This is a genomic window from Nonomuraea sp. 3N208 (genome assembly GCF_052245935.1).
Taxonomy (GTDB): domain Bacteria; phylum Actinomycetota; class Actinomycetes; order Streptosporangiales; family Streptosporangiaceae; genus Nonomuraea.
The window spans coordinates 36,798-54,427 of record NZ_JBQQBR010000060.1 but is presented as its reverse complement, the minus strand read 5'-3'; the positions used below and the strand labels follow the sequence as shown (position 1 = coordinate 54,427).

Here is a 17,630-nt window from a genome sequence, read left to right as displayed (position 1 = left end):
CACTCGATGACCCGAGGGGTATCGCGGTTGCCCCGGGATGTGCCGGGGGAAGCGGTGTTGCCGTCGTTTCCCCCGGCACGGGTGTCATCGGCGCAGGCCGAGCCGTTGGATGAGGCGTCGGTAGCGTTCGATGTCGGTTTTGCGTAGGTACTTCAGCAGTCGCCGCCGACGACCGTTGAGCATCTGCAACCCGCGACGGCTGTGATGGTCCAGCTGGTGGGCGCGCAGATGCGCAGTGATGTCGGCGATCCGATGGGTCAATAGCGCGATCTGCACTTCGGGTGAACCGGTGTCACCTTCGGTGCCCGGCGGTTCTGCTCGCCGTACCGTTGCGCCGATCCTTGGCTGGTTGATACGCAAAGCGCAACTGATTTATCCGTCCGGACTGCACTACCGATCATCGAAAGATTCGCTGAACCTGGTATATGCCGGATTTCGATGTCAACGAAGAAGTAAATGGCGACGGATCAAGCGGCGGCGGGGCCCTGCGCTCGGCCGCATGCTGCGTGTGCGGCCTGGGGGCCGTTCTCGCGCGCCCGTGCTCGGTCCGCTTCCACACGACGCTGCGCCTCTCCTCCGATACCGTCACACCATGGACGACGATGACGCCTTCATCTACTCGCCGTCGAGCAACGACGCCCTTCTCGTCGCGAGCGGTATCGCGGTATTGCTGCTCCTCCTCCCCACCATCATCTGGCTAACCGGGACGTTGCTGCGCGGCCGCAAATAGCGTCTTCGGCGGGGGCCTCGGGCTCCGGGAGGAGCGCCATTTCGATGCGTCGCATGGCTTCAGCTTGGCGACCAGACATGCGCTTGGCGTAAACCCGTAGAAGCACCTCCACGCTGTGGTCTGGCAATTGCATGTCGGGCGTTCGAGGTCGAATAGATGCTCTCGTGTGGGGCAGTTTCTCCGCCTGGTCGCTTCCGTGACGGGCACAAGGTCCACACCGGGTCACTCCCGGCACACTTGGCGGGCCACCTGCTCCCGCGCGGCCTGCTCCTCGGCGGGCTCGTTGGTGGAGGGCATCCGGGCCGGTGTGCAACTCGGCGTGGAACTGGCATGCCCCGTCGTCCACCAACTGGCGCGGCACGCCCTCGGTGACGGCAGTCAGCAGCTGGGAGAGGAAACTTACAGACGCACTAACGGAGGCCGCCGGACTGAAGCCGCCCTGGCGGCAATCCCGCGAATGTCCGGCAGATGGCCTGGTCTTACGTCCATCGCCTGGAACGGGTGTTGACCCTCACTCGCGTCAGGCTTGGAGAATCAGCGGCGTGGACGACGCACAGGATCGGCTCCAGATCGGGGAGTTCGCCGAGCTGGTGGGCCTCAGCATCCCGCAGCTCAGGCGGTACGACCGCCTCCGGCTGCTGGAGGCGGCCGGGCGCTCCGCCGAGTCCGGCTACCGCTACTACAGCCGCGGCCAGACCGGAGCCGCGCGGGTGATCGCCCTGCTCCGGTCGATGGACATGCCCATCGCAGAGATCCGCCGCATTGTGTCCGGCGCGGGCGAGCCCGAACGCCGGCGCATCTTCCGGGACCACCGAGCTCGCCTTGAGGCCCGGCTGGACGAGGTCCGCCGTTTGCTTGAAGCCGTTGACGCCATGACCGAGGAGAACGACATGGGCACAGAAACCTGCATATCGAGCTGGCTGCACCTGATGCCACGCATTCCGGTGACGAACACAGAACGCTCGATCGCGTTCTACCAGGAGGCACTCGGCCTCCGGTTGGACTGGCGCACGGCCGATGGCCGAGTCGCCGCCCTCTCCAGCGGCGACATCGAGACCCTGCTGCTGGTGCCATGGTCGGGGGAGGGGGCGCCACCGCCCCAGGCGGCTTACGTCTACGTCGAGGATCCCGATGCGCTGTGTGCAGAGTACGAACAGGCGGGCGCTGACATCGTGAGTCCCGTCGCCACCCGGGCCTACGGCATGCGGGACTTCGTGGTCCGTGACCCCGACGGTCACACCTTCACCCTTGGCCGTGGCACAGAGAGGCTGCGCGACGTGGCCGACCAATATGGCATCTCGCCCGACCAGATCGCCGTGAACCCTGACTGGCTTGAGCGGCGCAAGCCGCGCACGTAACTTCCCTCGTTGCGGTCGGTCCGACTTCGACCAGCTCCGGTATCCCCGCGATGTCGAGGGTCGGCGCGGTAGCAAGGAGTTCGGCGGTTTGGCGTGCCCGCAGCGCCGTGCTGGCGTAGATCCTGGCGAGCGGCTCGCCCGCGAGCGCCGCCATGCAAAGGAATGACTCACCGGGCTGACGCTGTGGTCCGTGGCTCAGGCCGATTCCGCGGCCTCACCGGCTTCCTGCAGGATGACGAAGCGGTGCTGGCTGGCCAGGAAGTGGCCGACGCCGACGATGCCCACAATGGGCCATTCGACGATCTCCAGCACTCCCAGTGCGATGAGAACCGCGTAGAAGGCGAGCTGCTCGGGCTTGACGACCATGATCCGCTCCTTCCGAACGATCCTGCGCTGTTCGCATGCCCTCTACGGATTCGGTAAACGGTCGCGGGGTGAAGGCTAAGGAAGAGCAGGGCAAAAGGTCGGAGCCGGACCCGAGCAGTCCACCGACCCAGACCGCATGTGGACCAGCATCTGCTACTGCGCACATCCGAGGTTCTACGACTACAAGCATCGCGACGGCACATGCCCATGCATCGCGGACCGCTGAATTCAAGGCCCGCCCTCATGGGTGACGTCATCGCGGGACTGGCCGTCGCCAACGGCTGGGCGGGCGTGGTCATCAACAGCGCAGTACGGGAGGTCGCCGCCCTGCGTGAACTGGACCTGGGTGCCAAGGCGCTGGGTTCCAATCCGCGCAAGAGCGGCAAGCAGGGCACTGGGGAGCGTGACGTCCCGGTCACTTTCGGCGGTGTCACCTTCCACCCAGGGGCCGAGCTATTCAGCGATGACGACGGCATCCTCGTGGCACGCGCCTAGATTTCCTAAGCGCGTCTGACCTTGGTCACGGCCAATACGCGGCCAAGCTGACGTGGTCAGGGGAGAATGACTTTCTCGTTCGCTCCGTTGCTGCGACGTCGACACCTGACCTGGGGTGCTTCCTCGGCGGAAGTCGTGTACGAGTGGCGGCGACCGTTGACGCCGTTCACGGTGATGCTGATGGAACTCGCCCACTACCCGATGATGCGGCGGATGCTGCTGGGGATCCGCGAGCGGGCCGAAGCCCGGTCGCTGACGGCCGGACGACCTAGCGGGCGACGTCGGCGGCGAGCAGCTCATCCAGTTCGGTGAGGTCGCCGGTCTGCGCGGCGGCGAGGAACGTCCGTACGAGGCGCTGATGCGCGGTGGTGCTCACCGGGTGGCGCCGCTCGGTGGCGAGGTGGTCGCGGGCGCGTCGCACGAGTTGCCGCGCGTGGTCTTCGCCCAGGTGGAGAATCTCGGAGATCCGGCGATAGGGGTAGTCGAAGGCTATACGCAGGATATAGACCGCTCGTTCGGCGGGGGTCAGTCTCTCCAGCAGCAGCCGGATCGCGGTGTCGACCGCCTCGCCTCGTTCGGCTGCCGTCTCGGGGCTGACAGAGCGGTCCGTTGTCTCGGGAAGCCAGGGACCGGCGGAGATCTCGTGGCGCCTGCGGGCGGATTGGGCAACGTTGATGGCGAGCCTAGAGGTGGTCAGCGCAAGAAACGCGGGCGGATTGATGACGACCGAGCGGTCGGCGCGTGCCCATCGCAGCCATGCCTCCTGCACCACGTCCTCGGCCTCGCCCACGTCTTGCAGGACGCGGAGCGCGATCGCGAAGAGCCGGGGCGCGGCGCTGACGAACGCCGAAGAGGCTCCGTCCCAACTTCTGATCGACCGGTCATCGGTCTGCTCCGCGTGGTCTCTGTGCGACTCCAACAGGTTCATGGTCACGATCTCGGCTCCGTTCCCACCCAGCATCCGGCGATGCCACTGTGATCACGGTCGTTTCTTGGGCCCCTCCATCGCGCCCTGGGGAGAGCGTGGTCGATACCCTGGCCCGGATGTCGGGGTGCCCACTAGGGCCCCTGGTAGGTGCCGGGGGCCAGTGGGCCGCGAGCACTGCCGCCTGCGCGAGGATGCCTGGCCCACCTTGTTCTCCACCCAGAACACCGTCGTGCACGTCATGTTGCAGGCAGCCGAGACCGGCATCGCCGCCACCGGTCCCGATGATCCGGCCCACGAGCGCCTATCGAGGATGCGCGACTTCTACCAGTTCCTGCTGGCTGAACTGCCTGGTCTGCTGCAGCGCTGGCAGCAACTGCCAGCCTCGCGCTCCTGAGAACCCACAGCGACGCGGACATGGTGCGGCTCTCCTGAAGGGAGCTCGTTCGCGCCCGTCATTGCTTTGAGGAGATGCCGAGCGAGGCCACGATTTCAGGGACCGCCTGCTTGGCGGTACGGCCGGCGCCGATCAAGGTGGCGGAGGCGGGCCCGGTCCAGTCGCCGTAGCCGAGCAGATGCAGCCGGGATTCGCCGGTGGCTCGGGTGCCATCGGTCGGGATGAGCCCGTCCGGGCCGCGTAGTCGCAGCGGGGCCAGGTGGCCCAAGGCGGGGCGGAAGCCGGTGCACCAGATGATGGCGTCGGCGGCCAGGGTGGTGCCGTCGCTCCAGGCAACCCCTTCCGGGGTGAGGCGGGCGAACATCGGCTCGGCCTTGAGTGCGCCTCGCTCGCGTGCGTCACGTACCGGGGGGACCGCGACGATGTCGCCCAGATCTGCGATGGAGGGGGCGTCCTGGCCCGTCCGGGCGGCGTTGTGGCGGCGGGTGGCCAGGTCGAACAGGGCGCGGCCGTCCACCTCGTCGGGCAGCAGGCGGGGCGGGCGCAGGGAGACCCAGGTGGTGTCCGCGACGGTGGAGAGTTCGGCGAGGATCTGCGCGGCGCTGTTGCCGCCGCCCACCACGATCACCCGCAGGCCGGCAAGGGACTCCGGCCCTCGGTAGCCGACAGTGTGAAGCTGGCGGCCGCGGTAGTCGCCCATGCCGGGATAGTGCGGGATGTAGGGGCGGGACCAGGTGCCGGTCGCGCTGATCACTGTTCTGGAGGCCCAGGTGCCGCGATGGGTCTCGACCATGAGCCGCCCTTGGCCTCTGCGCACCGCGTGGACGGCTGTGGGCCGGACGATCGGCAGCTGGTAGCGCTGCTCGTAGTCGGTCAGGTAGGCGATGGTGTCGGCGGCGCTCGGATAGCCGCCACCAGGAGGCGGGGGCATCATCCGACCGGGCAGCGAGCTGTACTGGGCGGGGGAGAACAGACGGAGGGACGGCCAGAAATGCCGCCATGCTCCGCCCGGCGCCTCCTGGGCGTCGAGGATGACGAAGTCAGCCTTGGCCCGGCGCAGGTAGTAGCCGGCGGCCAATCCTGCCTGGCCGCCGCCGATCACCAGGACGTCGACCGAGCGCTCAGCCGCGGTCATGCAGTGACGAGTTCCACGTCGACCGGTCCGGCAGACGCGGGCTCGGTCAGTGGGGCGAACAGGGCGCCCAACTTGTTCACCGTCTCAGGAATGATGCGGTAGTAGACCCAAGTGCCGCGCCGTTCGCCGTCGATGAGCCCGGCGGTGCGCAGCACCTTGAGGTGGTGGGAGATGGTGGGTGCGGTCAGGTCGAAGGCGTCGGTCAGGTCGCACACGCACGCCTCGCCGCCCGCGTGCGAGCCGATCATCGACAGCAGGCGCAGTCGTACCGGGTCGGCGACCGCCTTGAGCAGGCCGGCCAGCTCGACGGCGTCGTGCTCGCTGAGCGGCTCCCGGGCGATCGGGGCACAGCACGCGCCTGTGGTGGGGGTCACGACGCCACCTCCTGATTCGAAAACTGTCTAAATGATAGGCGATGGTAGGCGACCAGCGCGAATGCCGCGGCACATGCCGTGGTGATGGCTCCTATCACCCAGCCGTATCCGGTGGCCAGGGCCACCGCTCCCAGAGGAGCCAGCGCCTTGACGGCGACAGAGAACAGGGTGATGCGGCCCGACAGGGTGACGTAGGCGGCGATGCCGTACCGCTCGGCGAGCAGATGCGGCCGGGTGATGGTGCCGACACCGAAGCCGATCCCGAACAGCAGCACACACGAGATCGCGCCCGGTACGGTGTCGCCGACCATCGGGAGCAGTAGTGCACCGATGCCCTGCAGGGCGAAGATCCCCGCCGCGATGGGGGCGGCGGCCCCGCGACGGCGCAGGCCGGTGGTGACCAGACGGCCGGTGACCGATAGCACGCCGAGCAGTCCGGCGGTCGTGGCGGCGAAGACCGGAGTGTGGCCGAGGTGGATGAGGTAGGTGATGAGCAGCACGGAGACGGTGGCCACTGCGCCGCCATGCGCGGTGAAGGCCGCTGCCAGCAGCCAGAACGGCCGGGCGCGTCGATGGGAGTGACGCGAATCACCGTCACCGACGCCTCATCGTTGTCACACTCCCTGGCCCGATTCCGTCATGTGAGTAGGCAAGGTTAGGGGGCCTCGAATGCGTTCATTGTTGGCCAAGCGCCGCTCGTTTCAGTTCTCCCACTGGTCGTTCATGTTCGCGGAAATCGCCGTCTGGTCGTTCGTCGTTCTGGCCGTGACCGGGGCGGTGCTGATGGTGTTCTACGACCCCAGCATGTCCCAGGTGACCTATGACGGCTCGTACGGCCCGCTGCGCGGACTCTTCGTCAGCAAGGCCTTCGACTCGACCATGGATCTGAGCCTGGAGGTGCGCGGCGGACTGCTCATCCGCCAGGTCCACCACTGGGCGGCGCTCGTCTTCGTGGCGGCCGTCGTGTTCCAGCTGCTGCGTATGTTCCTCACCGGCGCGTTCCGCCGCCCGCGCACCGGGCAATGGCTGATCTGGGTGACGCTGCTGGCGCTGGGCATGGCCGCGGGCGAGACCGGCAATGCCCTGCCTGACGACATGCTGTCGGGTGGGAGCCTGTGGCTGATCATGTCCGTGCTGCAATCCATCCCCGTGGTGGGAACCTGGGCGATGTCGCTGCTGTTCGGCCCGGACTTTCCCGGTGACAGGATCATTCCGGTCATGTACGGGGGACACCTGCTGGTCGCGGTCGTCATGGCCGCGCTGCTGATCGCTCGTGAACTGCTGGTTCGGCGGCACGGTCACTCCCGGTTCATCGCCTCGCTGCCGGCGCGGCGGAGCGCACGCCCGACGATGGCGCTCGCGACGATCGGCATGCTGATCATTCTCGGGTTCGGGTTCCAGATTGCCCCTATATGGCTGTACGGCCCTGCCAAGCCGACGCACATCTCGGCAGGCTCGGTTCCCGACTGGTACATGGGGTTCCTCGACGGCGCCCTCCGGATCATGCCCGGGTGGGAACTCGCCATCGGGGACTACACGCTCAGCCTCGCGGTCCTCGTCCCCACACTGGTGATACCCGGGGTCTTCTTCACCGCCCTGGCCGCCTACCCGATGGCCGAGCGCTTCCTCCTCTCGCGACGCAGCCGCCGTGACGCGCTGGGCCGGCCCAAGACCACGAGCCGCATGGCCCACGAGACGCTCGGGCATGACCTGCTCGATCGGCCACGCGAGACGCCGGTGAAGACGGCCATCGCGGTCGCCGGCGTCACGTTCTACGGCCTGCTGTGGGCAGCCGCGGCCAACGACCAGATCGCCCACCAGTTCCACCTCGGCGTCGAGGCTGTGACGATCTTCTTCAGGCTCGCCGTGGTCATCGGCCCCGTCATCGCCTTCATCATCACCCGGTGGACCTGCCTCGCACTGCAGCAGACAGATCACCACGTGACCGAGCACGGAATGGAGACCGGGATCATCACCCGGTCCCCGGACGGCGGATTCCACGAACGGCTGGCCCCGGCACAGCAAGAGCACCGGGAACCGGCGATCACCTCAGGGAGATGACAGTGACACCGAACAGGCCACAGGTTGTGATCGTCGGAGCTGGGGTCGCCGGATACCAGGCGGCGCGTACCTTATCGCGCAGGGTGGGAGACGGCGCGGAGACCGTGCTGGTCAACCCGACCGGCGTCGCGCTGCGCCCGGAGCTGCTCCCGCAGGTGATGACGGGCGTCCTCAGCCCGGATCGGGTGAGCGTGCCGCTGGCCGAGACGCTGCCGAGTGTGCGGGTGGTGCTCGGCACGGTCACCCACATCGACGCCCACGCCCAGCGCGTGCTTTACGACGGCGGCGTGCTGGACTACGACCGGCTGATCGTCGCGGCGGGAGGCGTGAGCGAAGTCGCCCAGGTCTCCGCGGTCTCGGCGCACAGCGTCGGCTTCCACAACGTCGGCCAGGCCCTCCACCTGCGCGATCACATCCACCGGCAGCTTTCCCTGGCCGCCGCGAGCACCGATCCCTTCGAACGCGCGGCGCACTGCACGTTCGTCGTGCTAGGCGCGGGATACGCGGGTACGGCGGCGGCCATGTCCGGGCAGTCGCTGTCGCAGTCGATCGCCTGCCGTGACCCGCGGTTGCGCGGGCAGCCGATCCGCTGGATCCTGGCCGATCCTGCCGAATGGCTGTTGCCTGACATGCGGCACCGCCTGTCCAGGACCACGGCACGGATGCTGCGGTCGCGGGGCGTGGAGGTCCGGACGGAGACCTCACTCGGCCAGATCACCTCCCGCGGCCTGCGGCTGACCGGCGGCGAGTTCATCCCCACCCGCACGATCGTGTGGAGCTTCGGGGTCCGCCCCGATCCGCTCGTGACCAACCTCGGACTGGCGGCCGAGCAGGGCAGGATCAGGGTGGACGAGCATCTCGCCGTGCCCGGCCATCCCGAGATCTACGCCTGTGGCGACGTGGCCGCCGTCCCGGACCTCACCAGGCCCGGCAAGATCACCCCGATGAGCGGACGGCATGCCCTGCGCCAAGGCAAGCTGGCGGGCAGCAACGTCGCGGCCTCCATCGGGTACGGCTCGCGCCAGCCGTACCAGCACAGGATCCACGACTCCATCGTGGACCTGGTCCGGACGTCGGAGCAGCTGCTGCGTGTGGCATGAGTCGCCGGCCTCTACAACGGTCACCGGTCTCGGACTGATCCCCTGGGGCGGGCGTTCGCCGCCGGGTGCGGCGCTGTCGCAGGGACTGGCCTGATCACGTTCCGAGAGCAAGTTCTGCTGGTGGCGTGCACGGACAGGCGCCGCACCTCCTCCTCGTCGGCTTGGCCGCCCCAGTGGTAGATCAGCACGCCGTCCTGCGCGCCCGGCGCCCACGCCGGCCCAGGCTCGCCTGCCTCGTCGGGCAGGTCCTCGCCGCCGCCGTCACGCAGGTGCAGGTAGATGGAGGGGCCGGTCTTCAGCCAGAACCCGACCTGCGCACCCACGACGGCTACGACTGGGTCTATGTCCTCAACGGAACGCTCCGCCTTGTACTCGGGGAACACGACCTCACCCTCAAGCCCGCGGAGGCCGCTGAGTTCGACACGCGCACCCCGCACTGGTTCGGGGCCACCAGCGCTGGACCCGTCGAGTACCTGAGTCTCATCGGGAAACAAGGCGAACGCGCGCACGTCCGTGCAGCACCGAGACATGGCCTGGCCGAGTAAGAAAGCTCGGGGACCTCACAAGAAGTAGCGATCCGGGGAACCGCCGCTCGTGCACGATGGTTCTCGTCCCCGCTCTGGAAGTCTCTGCGGGACTGCTGGAGCCGTCGGTCGGCTGATCGAGGAGACCCCCGTCCGCCGCACCGCGGCCGAGATCCCGGATCGCAGTGCGCCAGTAGAGTCTGGTGCATGAGCGACTCTGTTGCCAGCGTTGAGGAGCCCGCCGTCAATTCGCCGCAGGAAGCGGCGACGACCGTGGTGATGATGTGCGGGATCGCCGGATCGGGCAAGACAACTTACGCGCAGTCGCTCGAGCAGCGCGGCTATGTCCGTCTCTCGATCGATGAAGCGATCTGGGCACGATTTGGGCGCGACGCCGCCGAATTCGATCCAGAAGAGTATGAGCACCACAAGGCAACCGCTGAGGAAGCCTTGTGGCACGAACTCGTGGACCTGTTGGAGGCCGGTCGGCCGGTGGTATTGGACTACAGCTTCTGGAGGCGTGCTACTCGCGACCGATACAAGGCGTTGATCGAGAGCCATGGTCGCCGATGGGAGCTGATCTACCTCAAGGCAAGCCCGGAGACGCTGCGTCGGCGGCTCATGCTACGCAACACGATGCATGGAGCCAATTCCGTCACCGTAGCCGAAGGACTTCTCGACAGGTATCTGACCGGCTTTGAGGAACCGGTTGATGAGGGAGAACACACGGTTCTGCAGAGCTGATGTGACCGTCAGGTTGGATGGCCTGCAGCCAAAGGGCCGCCAATCAATGTGCCCGCTGCAGGCCCCTTCGCATGTTCAGACGCGCCATGTGGCCGGTCGCCGGCCCCGCTGCGCTGCTGATCAGTCGAGGCAGAACTCGTTGCCCTCGGGGTCGGTCATCACGATCCAACCGGCGCCGAGCGGGGGAGCGGGCTCGTAGCGCCGGTGCCGGGTGGCGCCGTGGGAGACGAGCCGCTCGGCCTCCGCCTCCAGGGCCGCCATCCGCGCGTCGCCCTCGAGCCCGGGAGCGGCCCGCACATCGAGGTGTACGCGGTTCTTGACCTGCTTGCCCTCCGGCACCCGCTGGAAGAACAGCCGCGGCCCGGAGCCCTCGGGGTCGACCACCGCCGAGGCGTCGTTGCGGCTCTCGGGCGGCACGCCCATCGCCTCCAGGGCCTGCTCCCACGACTCGAAGCCCTTGGGCGGGTCCTGCAGCTGGTAGCCGAGGGCCTCGGCCCAGAACGCCGCCAGCCCGGCCGGGTCTGCGCAGTCAAAGGTGATCTGGACGTCGCGGGCCATCTCAGCTCGCCTCCCGTCGGGTCTGCTGGTGGGTGTGCAGGTGGAGATCGCGGAGCAGGCACACCTCGGCCAGATGGTGGATCATCTCGCGGTTGATGTGCAGCATCAGCGCCGCCAGAGGACGCTCGGCGTGCTCTCCCTCCGCCTCCCCGCACGGGCGGGCGAGGCCGGTTTCGCCGAGGGACTCGACCCCGGCCAGCCACGTAGCGTACTCCGCGTCGAGCTGGGCCAGTGCCGCGGTCGCGGTCGCGGCGTACTCGAACGAATGGTAGTCGGTGGGCGCGCGACCGAAGTGCGCGGCGTTGCGCATTGCGAGCACGCCGACGATCACGTGCCCGAGTCGCCAGGCGATCGTCGTGAACGGCGGCGGGTCCGGCACCGGCATCGCGAAGTCGATGGTCATCGTGCCGGACCCGGCCTGCACCGGTGCGGCGCCGGTGCCGCGCGGGCGCACGCTCCAGCAGCCGGGCGCCGTTTCCCAGAAGTACTCGTCGTCAGTGAGTCCTTCTAGGCGGTCGCGCAGTTGCTCGGTCCAGTGCCAGGCGAGCTGCTCTCGGAGCAGAGGGTTCCAGGTCTGGTCGGTCATGGTTTCCACCCTCCCGCAGATAGCGGACAGGATCGTTCCGTGATCTGTGGAACGATGAGCACGTGACCGTCGAGGCGACGACCGAGCGGGTGTTGCGGCTGCTGGCGCTGCTGCAGCACCGGCCGTCCTGGACCGCCACCGAGCTCGCCGCTGAACTGAGGGTCACCGACCGCTCGGTGCGCCGCGACGTGGAGCGGCTGCGCGCGCTCGGCTACCCCGTGCACGCGACGGCGGGCGTCGGCGGCGGCTACCAGCTCGGCGCCGGCACCCGGCTGCCGCCGCTGCTCCTCGACGACGAGGAGGCGATCGCGACGGCGGTGTCCCTGCGGCTGGCGTCGGGAGGCACGGTCGCCGGGGCGGGCGAGGCGGCACTGCGGGCGCTTGCGAAGCTCGACCAGGTGATGCCGCCCCGGCTGCGCGCCGAGGTGCGGGCGGTGCACGGCGCCACCGAGACCCTGGTCGGCCCTGGGGTCGAGATCGACCCGGAGCTGCTGGTGACGCTCGCGCGGGCCTGTCGCGACGCCATGCGGGTGCGGTTCCTGTACGCCGGCCGCGACGGCGGGGAGCACCAGCGCACGGTCGAGCCGGTGCGGATGGTCGCCACCCACCGCCGCTGGTACCTGATGGCCTGGGATGTCGACCGCGACGACTGGCGCACCTTCCGGCTGGATCGGATGCGCGAGGTGGTGGCGACGACCTGGCGCTTCCGGGCGAGGGAGCATCCGGACCCGGTCGCCTACGTGCAGCGGTCCGTGACCGAGGCGCCGTACCGGTATATCGCCCGGGTGCGCGTGCACGCCCGGCCCGACCGGGTGCGGGAGCTGGTGCCGCCGCAGGTGGGGCGCGTCGAGGACGATCACGATGGCTGGTGCGTGCTCGTCGTCGGCGGCGAGGACCTGGACTGGCTCGCCATGCACGTGGCCCGGCTGGGTTTCGAGGCGGAGGTGCTGGAGCCTCCGGAGCTGCGGGAGGCCGCCGCCCTGCTCGCCCGCCGCCTCGCGGCGATGGCGGGGACAGGCTGACGGACCCGGTGAACCTGAGTGGTCAACGCATTAGTCTGATTCCCGGGACGACTCGGACGGAGGCGTGGACGCAGATGAGCGAGACCGATCCGCATATCCACGTCGAGCAGAAGGTGATGCAGGCCGGTGCCGCCTTCCGCAATGTGATCGCGTCGACGTTGGGCGCCGTGCCCGACGCACCGAGTGTCGTCACCACCGGTTGCGGACTTCAGGTGCCCTACGCGATGACCTCTCCTCGTCCGGGAAGCGTCACCTGCCTCGCCTGCCGTGAACACGCTTCCCGGGAGCACCTGCGCTTCGCCGAGCAGGTGGAGCGCCTGAGCCGGTGGCCTGGCGCGCCCGTCACCGGCGACCAGGCGGCCAAGGCCGCGGAATGGGCCCGCGACCTCGCGAAGAGATTCTCCGGCTAGCCAAGCGAGCGTCTCGATGCCCGATGCGCGTCTTGAAGTGCCATCCGATGTCGGCGCATCAACCAGTCACACGCACATACCAGGATCATCTCGATCTATGCGACCCGGCTTCCTGACCACGTCACGCGGGCCGCGACGAAGCTCTGCCCTTGGAAGAGCACCTCGCCGCCCAGTTCTTCGGCGAGCTGTGCGCTGGTCAGGTAGCGCTTGTAGATGCGGTGTCGAGAGCCGTTGTTCAGCAGCCGCTCCACCCATTGCTCGGGTTCGACTCCGGGGCGGAGGGCAGTGTCGATGACAACCAGTTCACCGGCCACGCGCCGTGCCTCGGAAAGGAAGGCCATCCGCTCGTCGACTGGCAGGTGGCCGTAGAAGTGGCCCGTTAGCACGCGGTCGAAGGCTCCGTCGGCGATGGGGAGGTTCAGTGCGTCGCCAACTATGGCCACGCCTGCGGGCAGTCGTGATTGGGCTAGAGCACTCATCGCGGGGCTTCGGTCCAGCCCGACGGTGACTCCGCGAAGGTGCCGCGTCAAGAAACCGGTGCCACAGGCGACGTCGAGAGTTCGCGCCGTCGGCAGGCCGCCCACCAGGTCCACCAGGTGCGAAACCTCCAGGTGCCATGCGGGTGGGTTGAGCGACGCGAAGCGACCCTGCGCCAGGTACCACTCGTCGTACTCTTTGGCGCGTTGCTCGTAATAGGCAGCGGTCGCAGCATCGCGGGCGAACGCGGGGGCTCGATCCGGCACGACCCAAGTGTGACGCATCGCGTGCGGGCTCGGTAGCACCGGATGCCTGGGCGTGTGTCCTGTGTGCCTCCGCACATCTGTTCTCAAGCGGGCGAGCCAGTCGAATCGATCAAGGGCTTGGAGCGCTGGGTCGGAGCAGGATGCGTGGGCGGGAATCGGTTCTCCCGGTGGCGCGGGGACGACCCGGTGGACCCGGCCGAGGTCGACGCCCAACGCCAAGCCGACACCGATCACCTTGGCACCGACCCGGCGGCCGCGTTCGCCGCGATCGCCGACCGCTGTCTGGCGGCCTTCAGCGCCCCCGGCACACTGGAGCGCGAGCACGCGTTCATGGGCGCCAGCGTGCCCGGCACCGTGCTGGCCTCGATCAGCCTGCTCGAATTGCTCATCCACGGCTGGGACCTCGCCACCGGCGCCCATCTGCCCTACCCGGCCGGTGACGACGTCGTCCAAGCCGTGTGGCACTTCGCCACCACCAACCCGGCGGTGGAACAGAACCGCGGCAGCCAGTTCGCCGAGGCGCTGCCCGTCCTGCCCACGGCCCCGCTGAACGTCCGGCTCCTCGCCCACCTTGGGCGGCACGCCCAACCGTGAGTTTCCGCCCGCTGGCTCACCACAGCCGGCGGGCGAGGACATCACGCCGGCCACAGTCGGCAACGGTCCGCTCGCCCCTCGCTGCCGTTCCTGTCCAACACCGTCCGCATGCACCGCAAGCTGCTGTCGGCCGGCGTCGATTTCCTCGGAGAGCGTCACTCACAGCTCTCGGCGTGCTCGGCTTCAGTCGGTGGCCAGGCCGACGTGGTGGCCGACGTCGTCGTGATCGGCGGCGGCCAGCACCGCTTGGAGCAGGCCGGGGAAGCGGGCCTGTAAATCGTCCCGGCGCAGCCGCACATAGCAGCGGGTGCCTTGCTGCCGGGTACGGGTCAGGCCGGCGTCGCGCAGGATCCGCAGGTGATGGCTCAAGGTCGATTTGGCGACCGGTGCCCGTAGCTCGCCCCAGCCACGCTCGGTGCCGTCGGCCAGCAGCCGGACGACCCCTACCCGGATGGGGTCGCTGAGTGCGGCCATCACCTCGGTGAGTGTCATCTCGTGGGGTTCCGGATGCCGGGCTTGTCGCACATGTCCCATGGTACCTTGTTCGATGTTTCACGAACATCGAACGAAAGGCCATGTGATGACCGAGACCTCAGCCGACCGCGTTGTCATCGTCACGGGGGCGGGCTCGGGGATCGGCCGCGCCATCGCGGTCGCCTTCGCCCAATCAGGCGCCCGCGTCCTGGGCGTGGGCAGACGCCAGGCAGCACTGCACGAGACCGCAAAGCGGCACCCGAACATCGCGACCCTGACCGCAGACCTGCACGACCGGGATGCCGCCCAGACGGTCGTCGACGCCGCCTTCGCCCGATGGCAGCGCCTGGACGTACTGGTGAACAACGCCGGAGCCACCGCGGTCATGCCGCTGGCCGAAACCTCCGCCGATCGCATCGCCGAACTCTTCACCCTCAATGTCACCGCTCCCAGCCTGCTCGCCCATGCGGCCCTGCCCCATCTGCGCCGCAGCCGCGGCACCATCGTGAACGTCTCCAGCACCTACGGCCATCGCCCGCTGCCCGGCGCGGCTCACTACGCCGCCTCCAAGGCCGCCTTGGAACAGCTCACCCGCAGCTGGGCCCTGGAACTGGCGGCCGACGGCGTCCGGGTCAACGCCTTGGCCCCCGGCCCCACCGAGTCCGAGGCGCTGACCGCCGCGGGTCTTCCCGACACCGTGGTGGAGCAGATCAAGCAGGACGAAGCCACTCGCATCCCTCTGGGCCGGCGCGGCGAGCCGGACGAGGTGGCCACGTGGATCCTGCACCTGGCAGACCCCTCCGCCACATGGCTCACCGGTCAGGTCCTCACCATCGACGGCGGCCTCGAACTTCTCTGATCCAAGGCCTCTACGGTCGGGAATCGCGGAGGGCCGCCGCCTGCTCATCCAGCCGGCGCCCCAGCTGACTTCGATCAACCGGCAGCTACGGCAGATCCGGGCGATCGCGGCCATACCCGCCCGACTTGCCAGAAATGCACTGGTAAACGCAGAGGGTCGAAGACGCTATATTCACAGGCGCTGATATCGACGAATGCCGATGTGCAGTGCCGGTGGAGCTGCTTGAGACGCTGGAATGTTGTTCCCCGCTGGCCAGTGAGCCGCTCGACACCGAGCAGGCGCTCCGGCTGGCTCGGGTGTTCAAGGCCTTGGGCGATCCGGTACGGCTGCGCATCGTGTCGATCGTGGCCAGTCACGCGGGCGGCGAGGCCTGCGTGTGCGACCTGACAGCCGGCTTCGATGTGTCCCAGCCGACCACCACCTCAAGGTGCTCAAGCAGGCAGGCCTGCTGACCAGCGAGCGGCGCGCCTCATGGGTCTACTACCGCATCGTCCGCCGCACCTGTGGCTGGGCGAAGTCGTCGCCACCGCAGGTCTGGTTCTGGTGATCTTCTGTCTGGTGCGCGCGGGCCGGGCCGCCGTCGCTGGTCGGCTTCGTCGCAGCCCAGTTGGTCGGCGGAGTCGTCGGCTTTCTGCTGGTGCGCGGCCTGTTCGGGCGCGTCGAAGCCGTCGTGCAGGAGCCTGTCGTGCCGCGTGCGGAAGGTCCTGATTCCGCTGCCGGCGCGGAAGCCCACTGAGGTCTGCCTGGCGGGAATAGCTGTTGGCGGGCTCTTGACGGTAAGCAAATAGCTCAATGATTATTGAGTCAATGGACATTGAGCAGAATCCGTCGCTGGTGGCCCGGGCGCGCGTGCATGCCGCGCTCGGCGAGCCCGCCCGTCTGGCGATCGTCGATCATCTCGCTCTGGGAGACGCTTCTCCTGGGGAGATCGGCCAGAAGCTGGGGCTGCCCACCAACCTGCTGGCGCACCACATGAAGATCCTCGATCAGGCCGGGCTGATCCGGCGGCGCCAGTCGGAGGGCGACCGGCGGCGCAGCTACCTGCAGCTGGTGCCGGGGGCGCTGACCGGCCTGCTGCCGGCGCCGCTGCGGCTCGCGCCCCGGGTGGTGTTCGTCTGCACGCACAACTCGGCCCGCTCCCAGCTGGCCGCGGCGCTGTGGGCGGGCAAAGGCAGCGTGCCGGCCGTCTCAGCCGGCACCAGCCCGGCGGCACGCGTACACCCTCATGCCGTGGCCATCGCCCGCCGGCACGGGCTGTCCCTGGCCGTCGCCCGCCCCCGTCACCTCGATGAGGTCCTGCGTCCCGATGACCTGGTCGTCGCGGTCTGCGACAACGCCCACGAAGACCTGGCCGATCAGCGTGGCGGCGGTGACCGGCTGCACTGGTCGGTCCCCGATCCGGTCGCCGCAGGCACGGACACGGCCTTCGAACACGCCTACGCCGACATCGCCGGCCGGATCGACCGGCTCGCCCCGGCGGTCCACCTCCCGAAGGAATGAGCGATCATGCCCCACACCTACCACCGCGACGATCTGACCGTCGACCAGCAGCTCGCGCTGAACACCGCCGCCCGCCGCCTGCGTGACGAGTTCAGCGGCGTCTTCGGCACCGAGACCATCGAACGTTTCCTGCACACCGGCTACGACCAGTTCGCCATGCACAGCACCATCGCGAATTTCCTGCCGCTGCTGGCCGAACGCTTCGCCCGCCAGCGCCTGCACGCGCTGGCCCGCGTCGAGGGCCACGACGACGGGCGGCCGATCGTGCTGTTCCTGTGCGTGCACAACGCCGGCCGTTCCCAGATGGCGATGGGGTTCTTCCAGCACCTGGCCGGAGACAACGCGCTGGCCTGGTCGGGCGGGTCGGAGTTCGCCGACCAGGTCAACCCCGCCGCGATCGCGTCCATGGCCGAGCGGGGCATCGACATCTCCAAGGAGTTCCCCAAGCCGTGGACCGAGGAGATCGTCCGCGCCGCCGACGTGGTGGTCACCATGGGCTGTGGCGACGCCTGCCCGGTCTTCCCCGGCAAGCGCTACCTGGACTGGGAGTTGGTCGACCCCGCGGGCAAGGGCGTCGAGGACGTACGCCCCATCCGCGACGAGATCGAACGCCGGGTCCGCGCATTGCTGGACGACCTCGGCGTTCCCGTCGGATGATCGAGGATCCAGCCCGTA

General features: G+C 68.6%; 24 protein-coding genes and 4 pseudogenes. 16 read left to right on the top strand and 12 right to left on the bottom strand.

All coding sequences use genetic code 11. The annotated features are described in order from the left end of the window. Positions 1–84 precede the first annotated feature (84 nt). On the bottom strand, positions 85–354 hold the full coding sequence (rpsO, locus tag ACTWPT_RS53255; RefSeq protein WP_443185235.1) for a 30S ribosomal protein S15: 270 nt from the start codon (positions 352–354) through the stop codon (positions 85–87). Positions 355–592: 238 nt separating this feature from the next. Between rpsO and ACTWPT_RS53250 the strand changes: the two genes are divergently transcribed. Both ACTWPT_RS53250 and ACTWPT_RS53245 read left to right on the top strand, forming a co-directional pair. Then, positions 593–730 carry a hypothetical protein gene (locus tag ACTWPT_RS53250; protein ID WP_443185211.1) on the top strand — a complete coding sequence of 46 codons (138 nt, stop codon included), beginning with the start codon at positions 593–595 and terminating at the stop codon, positions 728–730. A gap of 542 nt (positions 731–1,272) precedes the next feature. Then, on the top strand, positions 1,273–2,088 hold the full coding sequence (locus ACTWPT_RS53245) for a VOC family protein (RefSeq protein WP_443185210.1): 816 nt from the start codon (positions 1,273–1,275) through the stop codon (positions 2,086–2,088). On the opposite strand, the gene ACTWPT_RS53240 is transcribed toward ACTWPT_RS53245, so the two are convergent. Beyond that, on the bottom strand, positions 1,973–2,242 hold the full coding sequence (locus ACTWPT_RS53240; protein ID WP_443185209.1) for a histidine phosphatase family protein: 270 nt from the start codon (positions 2,240–2,242) through the stop codon (positions 1,973–1,975). The two genes, ACTWPT_RS53245 and ACTWPT_RS53240, sit on opposite strands and share 116 nt — an antisense overlap. Positions 2,243–2,283: 41 nt before the next feature. After that, positions 2,284–2,454 (bottom strand): hypothetical protein, encoded by a 171-nt coding sequence (locus ACTWPT_RS53235; RefSeq protein WP_443185208.1) that lies wholly within the window; start codon positions 2,452–2,454, stop codon positions 2,284–2,286. A gap of 231 nt (positions 2,455–2,685) precedes the next feature. Between ACTWPT_RS53235 and ACTWPT_RS53230 the strand changes: the two are divergent. Further along, positions 2,686–2,949: pseudogene (locus ACTWPT_RS53230) on the top strand (ribonuclease E activity regulator RraA); the annotation flags it as partial. 268 nt (positions 2,950–3,217) lie between these two features. Here ACTWPT_RS53230 and ACTWPT_RS53225 read toward each other — a convergent pair. Further along, the gene (locus ACTWPT_RS53225; protein WP_443185234.1) at positions 3,218–3,877 is read right to left on the bottom strand and encodes a sigma-70 family RNA polymerase sigma factor; all 660 of its coding nucleotides are present in this window, start codon (positions 3,875–3,877) and stop codon (positions 3,218–3,220) included. Between the two features lie 160 nt (positions 3,878–4,037). Here ACTWPT_RS53225 and ACTWPT_RS53220 point away from each other — a divergent pair, with 160 nt between their 5' ends. Continuing rightward, entirely contained in the window at positions 4,038–4,271 is a 234-nt protein-coding gene (locus ACTWPT_RS53220) for a hypothetical protein (RefSeq protein ID WP_443185207.1), read from the top strand. 58 nt (positions 4,272–4,329) lie between these two features. Here ACTWPT_RS53220 and ACTWPT_RS53215 read toward each other — a convergent pair whose 3' ends face one another. Genes ACTWPT_RS53215 through ACTWPT_RS53205 form a run of 3 tightly spaced genes read right to left on the bottom strand, consistent with a single transcriptional unit; the run spans position 4,330 to position 6,295 of the window. Further along, entirely contained in the window at positions 4,330–5,406 is a 1,077-nt protein-coding gene (locus ACTWPT_RS53215; protein ID WP_443185206.1) for an ArsO family NAD(P)H-dependent flavin-containing monooxygenase, read from the bottom strand. After that, positions 5,403–5,780 (bottom strand): metalloregulator ArsR/SmtB family transcription factor, encoded by a 378-nt coding sequence (locus ACTWPT_RS53210; RefSeq protein ID WP_443185205.1) that lies wholly within the window; start codon positions 5,778–5,780, stop codon positions 5,403–5,405. Before ACTWPT_RS53210 ends, ACTWPT_RS53215 begins: the two co-directional genes overlap by 4 nt. Next, on the bottom strand, positions 5,777–6,295 hold the full coding sequence (locus ACTWPT_RS53205; protein WP_443185204.1) for a hypothetical protein: 519 nt from the start codon (positions 6,293–6,295) through the stop codon (positions 5,777–5,779). The genes ACTWPT_RS53210 and ACTWPT_RS53205 overlap by 4 nt, the downstream gene beginning before the upstream one ends. Positions 6,296–6,449: 154 nt before the next feature. On the opposite strand from ACTWPT_RS53205, the gene ACTWPT_RS53200 reads away from it, so the two are divergent. After that, complete coding sequence (locus ACTWPT_RS53200; protein WP_443185203.1) at positions 6,450–7,841, top strand: cytochrome b; 1,392 nt, start codon at positions 6,450–6,452, stop codon at positions 7,839–7,841. A 2-nt stretch (positions 7,842–7,843) separates the two neighbouring features. Next, a complete protein-coding gene (locus ACTWPT_RS53195) occupies positions 7,844–8,941 on the top strand; it encodes an NAD(P)/FAD-dependent oxidoreductase (protein WP_443185202.1) in 1,098 nt (365 codons plus the stop codon). A 20-nt stretch (positions 8,942–8,961) separates the two neighbouring features. Here the strand turns inward: ACTWPT_RS53195 and ACTWPT_RS53190 are convergent, their stop codons facing one another. Continuing rightward, positions 8,962–9,324 carry a hypothetical protein gene (locus tag ACTWPT_RS53190; RefSeq protein ID WP_443185236.1) on the bottom strand — a complete coding sequence of 121 codons (363 nt, stop codon included), beginning with the start codon at positions 9,322–9,324 and terminating at the stop codon, positions 8,962–8,964. On the opposite strand from ACTWPT_RS53190, the pseudogene ACTWPT_RS53185 reads away from it, so the two are divergent. Then, a pseudogene (locus ACTWPT_RS53185) lies at positions 9,247–9,486 on the top strand (cupin domain-containing protein); the annotation flags it as partial. The gene ACTWPT_RS53190 and the pseudogene ACTWPT_RS53185 sit on opposite strands and share 78 nt — an antisense overlap. 186 nt (positions 9,487–9,672) lie before the next feature. Further along, the gene (locus ACTWPT_RS53180; RefSeq protein ID WP_443185201.1) at positions 9,673–10,209 is read left to right on the top strand and encodes an AAA family ATPase; all 537 of its coding nucleotides are present in this window, start codon (positions 9,673–9,675) and stop codon (positions 10,207–10,209) included. 120 nt (positions 10,210–10,329) lie between these two features. Here the strand turns inward: ACTWPT_RS53180 and ACTWPT_RS53175 are convergent, their stop codons facing one another. Both ACTWPT_RS53175 and ACTWPT_RS53170 read right to left on the bottom strand, forming a co-directional pair. Further along, positions 10,330–10,767 (bottom strand): VOC family protein, encoded by a 438-nt coding sequence (locus ACTWPT_RS53175; RefSeq protein ID WP_443185200.1) that lies wholly within the window; start codon positions 10,765–10,767, stop codon positions 10,330–10,332. Position 10,768: 1 nt separating this feature from the next. Beyond that, a complete protein-coding gene (locus ACTWPT_RS53170; protein ID WP_443185199.1) occupies positions 10,769–11,353 on the bottom strand; it encodes a DinB family protein in 585 nt (194 codons plus the stop codon). Between the two features lie 62 nt (positions 11,354–11,415). On the opposite strand from ACTWPT_RS53170, the gene ACTWPT_RS53165 reads away from it, so the two are divergent. Both ACTWPT_RS53165 and ACTWPT_RS53160 read left to right on the top strand, forming a co-directional pair. Beyond that, positions 11,416–12,375, top strand: coding sequence for a helix-turn-helix transcriptional regulator (locus ACTWPT_RS53165; protein ID WP_443185198.1), 960 nt, complete (start codon positions 11,416–11,418; stop codon positions 12,373–12,375). 74 nt (positions 12,376–12,449) lie between these two features. Continuing rightward, positions 12,450–12,785 carry a hypothetical protein gene (locus ACTWPT_RS53160; protein ID WP_443185197.1) on the top strand — a complete coding sequence of 112 codons (336 nt, stop codon included), beginning with the start codon at positions 12,450–12,452 and terminating at the stop codon, positions 12,783–12,785. 95 nt (positions 12,786–12,880) lie between these two features. On the opposite strand, the gene ACTWPT_RS53155 is transcribed toward ACTWPT_RS53160, so the two are convergent. After that, positions 12,881–13,528: a class I SAM-dependent methyltransferase gene (locus tag ACTWPT_RS53155; protein ID WP_443185196.1), complete on the bottom strand. Its 648-nt coding sequence runs from the start codon at positions 13,526–13,528 to the stop codon at positions 12,881–12,883. Between the two features lie 144 nt (positions 13,529–13,672). On the opposite strand from ACTWPT_RS53155, the gene ACTWPT_RS53150 reads away from it, so the two are divergent. Beyond that, positions 13,673–14,122, top strand: a complete 450-nt coding sequence (locus ACTWPT_RS53150; protein ID WP_443185195.1) for a hypothetical protein — start codon at positions 13,673–13,675, stop codon at positions 14,120–14,122. A gap of 183 nt (positions 14,123–14,305) precedes the next feature. Here ACTWPT_RS53150 and ACTWPT_RS53145 read toward each other — a convergent pair whose 3' ends face one another. After that, positions 14,306–14,647 (bottom strand): ArsR/SmtB family transcription factor, encoded by a 342-nt coding sequence (locus ACTWPT_RS53145; protein ID WP_443185194.1) that lies wholly within the window; start codon positions 14,645–14,647, stop codon positions 14,306–14,308. 55 nt (positions 14,648–14,702) lie between these two features. Between ACTWPT_RS53145 and ACTWPT_RS53140 the strand changes: the two genes are divergently transcribed. The 5 genes and pseudogenes from ACTWPT_RS53140 to ACTWPT_RS53120 all read left to right on the top strand — a co-directional run bounded on the left by ACTWPT_RS53140 (position 14,703) and on the right by ACTWPT_RS53120 (position 17,612). Continuing rightward, positions 14,703–15,455, top strand: coding sequence for an SDR family NAD(P)-dependent oxidoreductase (locus ACTWPT_RS53140; RefSeq protein WP_443185193.1), 753 nt, complete (start codon positions 14,703–14,705; stop codon positions 15,453–15,455). Positions 15,456–15,667: 212 nt separating this feature from the next. Beyond that, positions 15,668–16,002 (top strand): annotated as a pseudogene (locus ACTWPT_RS53135) (ArsR/SmtB family transcription factor). 260 nt (positions 16,003–16,262) lie between these two features. Then, complete coding sequence (locus ACTWPT_RS53130; RefSeq protein WP_443185192.1) at positions 16,263–16,955, top strand: arsenate reductase/protein-tyrosine-phosphatase family protein; 693 nt, start codon at positions 16,263–16,265, stop codon at positions 16,953–16,955. A 6-nt stretch (positions 16,956–16,961) separates the two neighbouring features. Next, positions 16,962–17,174: pseudogene (locus ACTWPT_RS53125) on the top strand (three-helix bundle dimerization domain-containing protein); the annotation flags it as partial. Positions 17,175–17,180: 6 nt separating this feature from the next. Further along, positions 17,181–17,612 carry an arsenate reductase ArsC gene (locus ACTWPT_RS53120; RefSeq protein ID WP_443185233.1) on the top strand — a complete coding sequence of 144 codons (432 nt, stop codon included), beginning with the start codon at positions 17,181–17,183 and terminating at the stop codon, positions 17,610–17,612. Positions 17,613–17,630 lie beyond the last annotated feature (18 nt).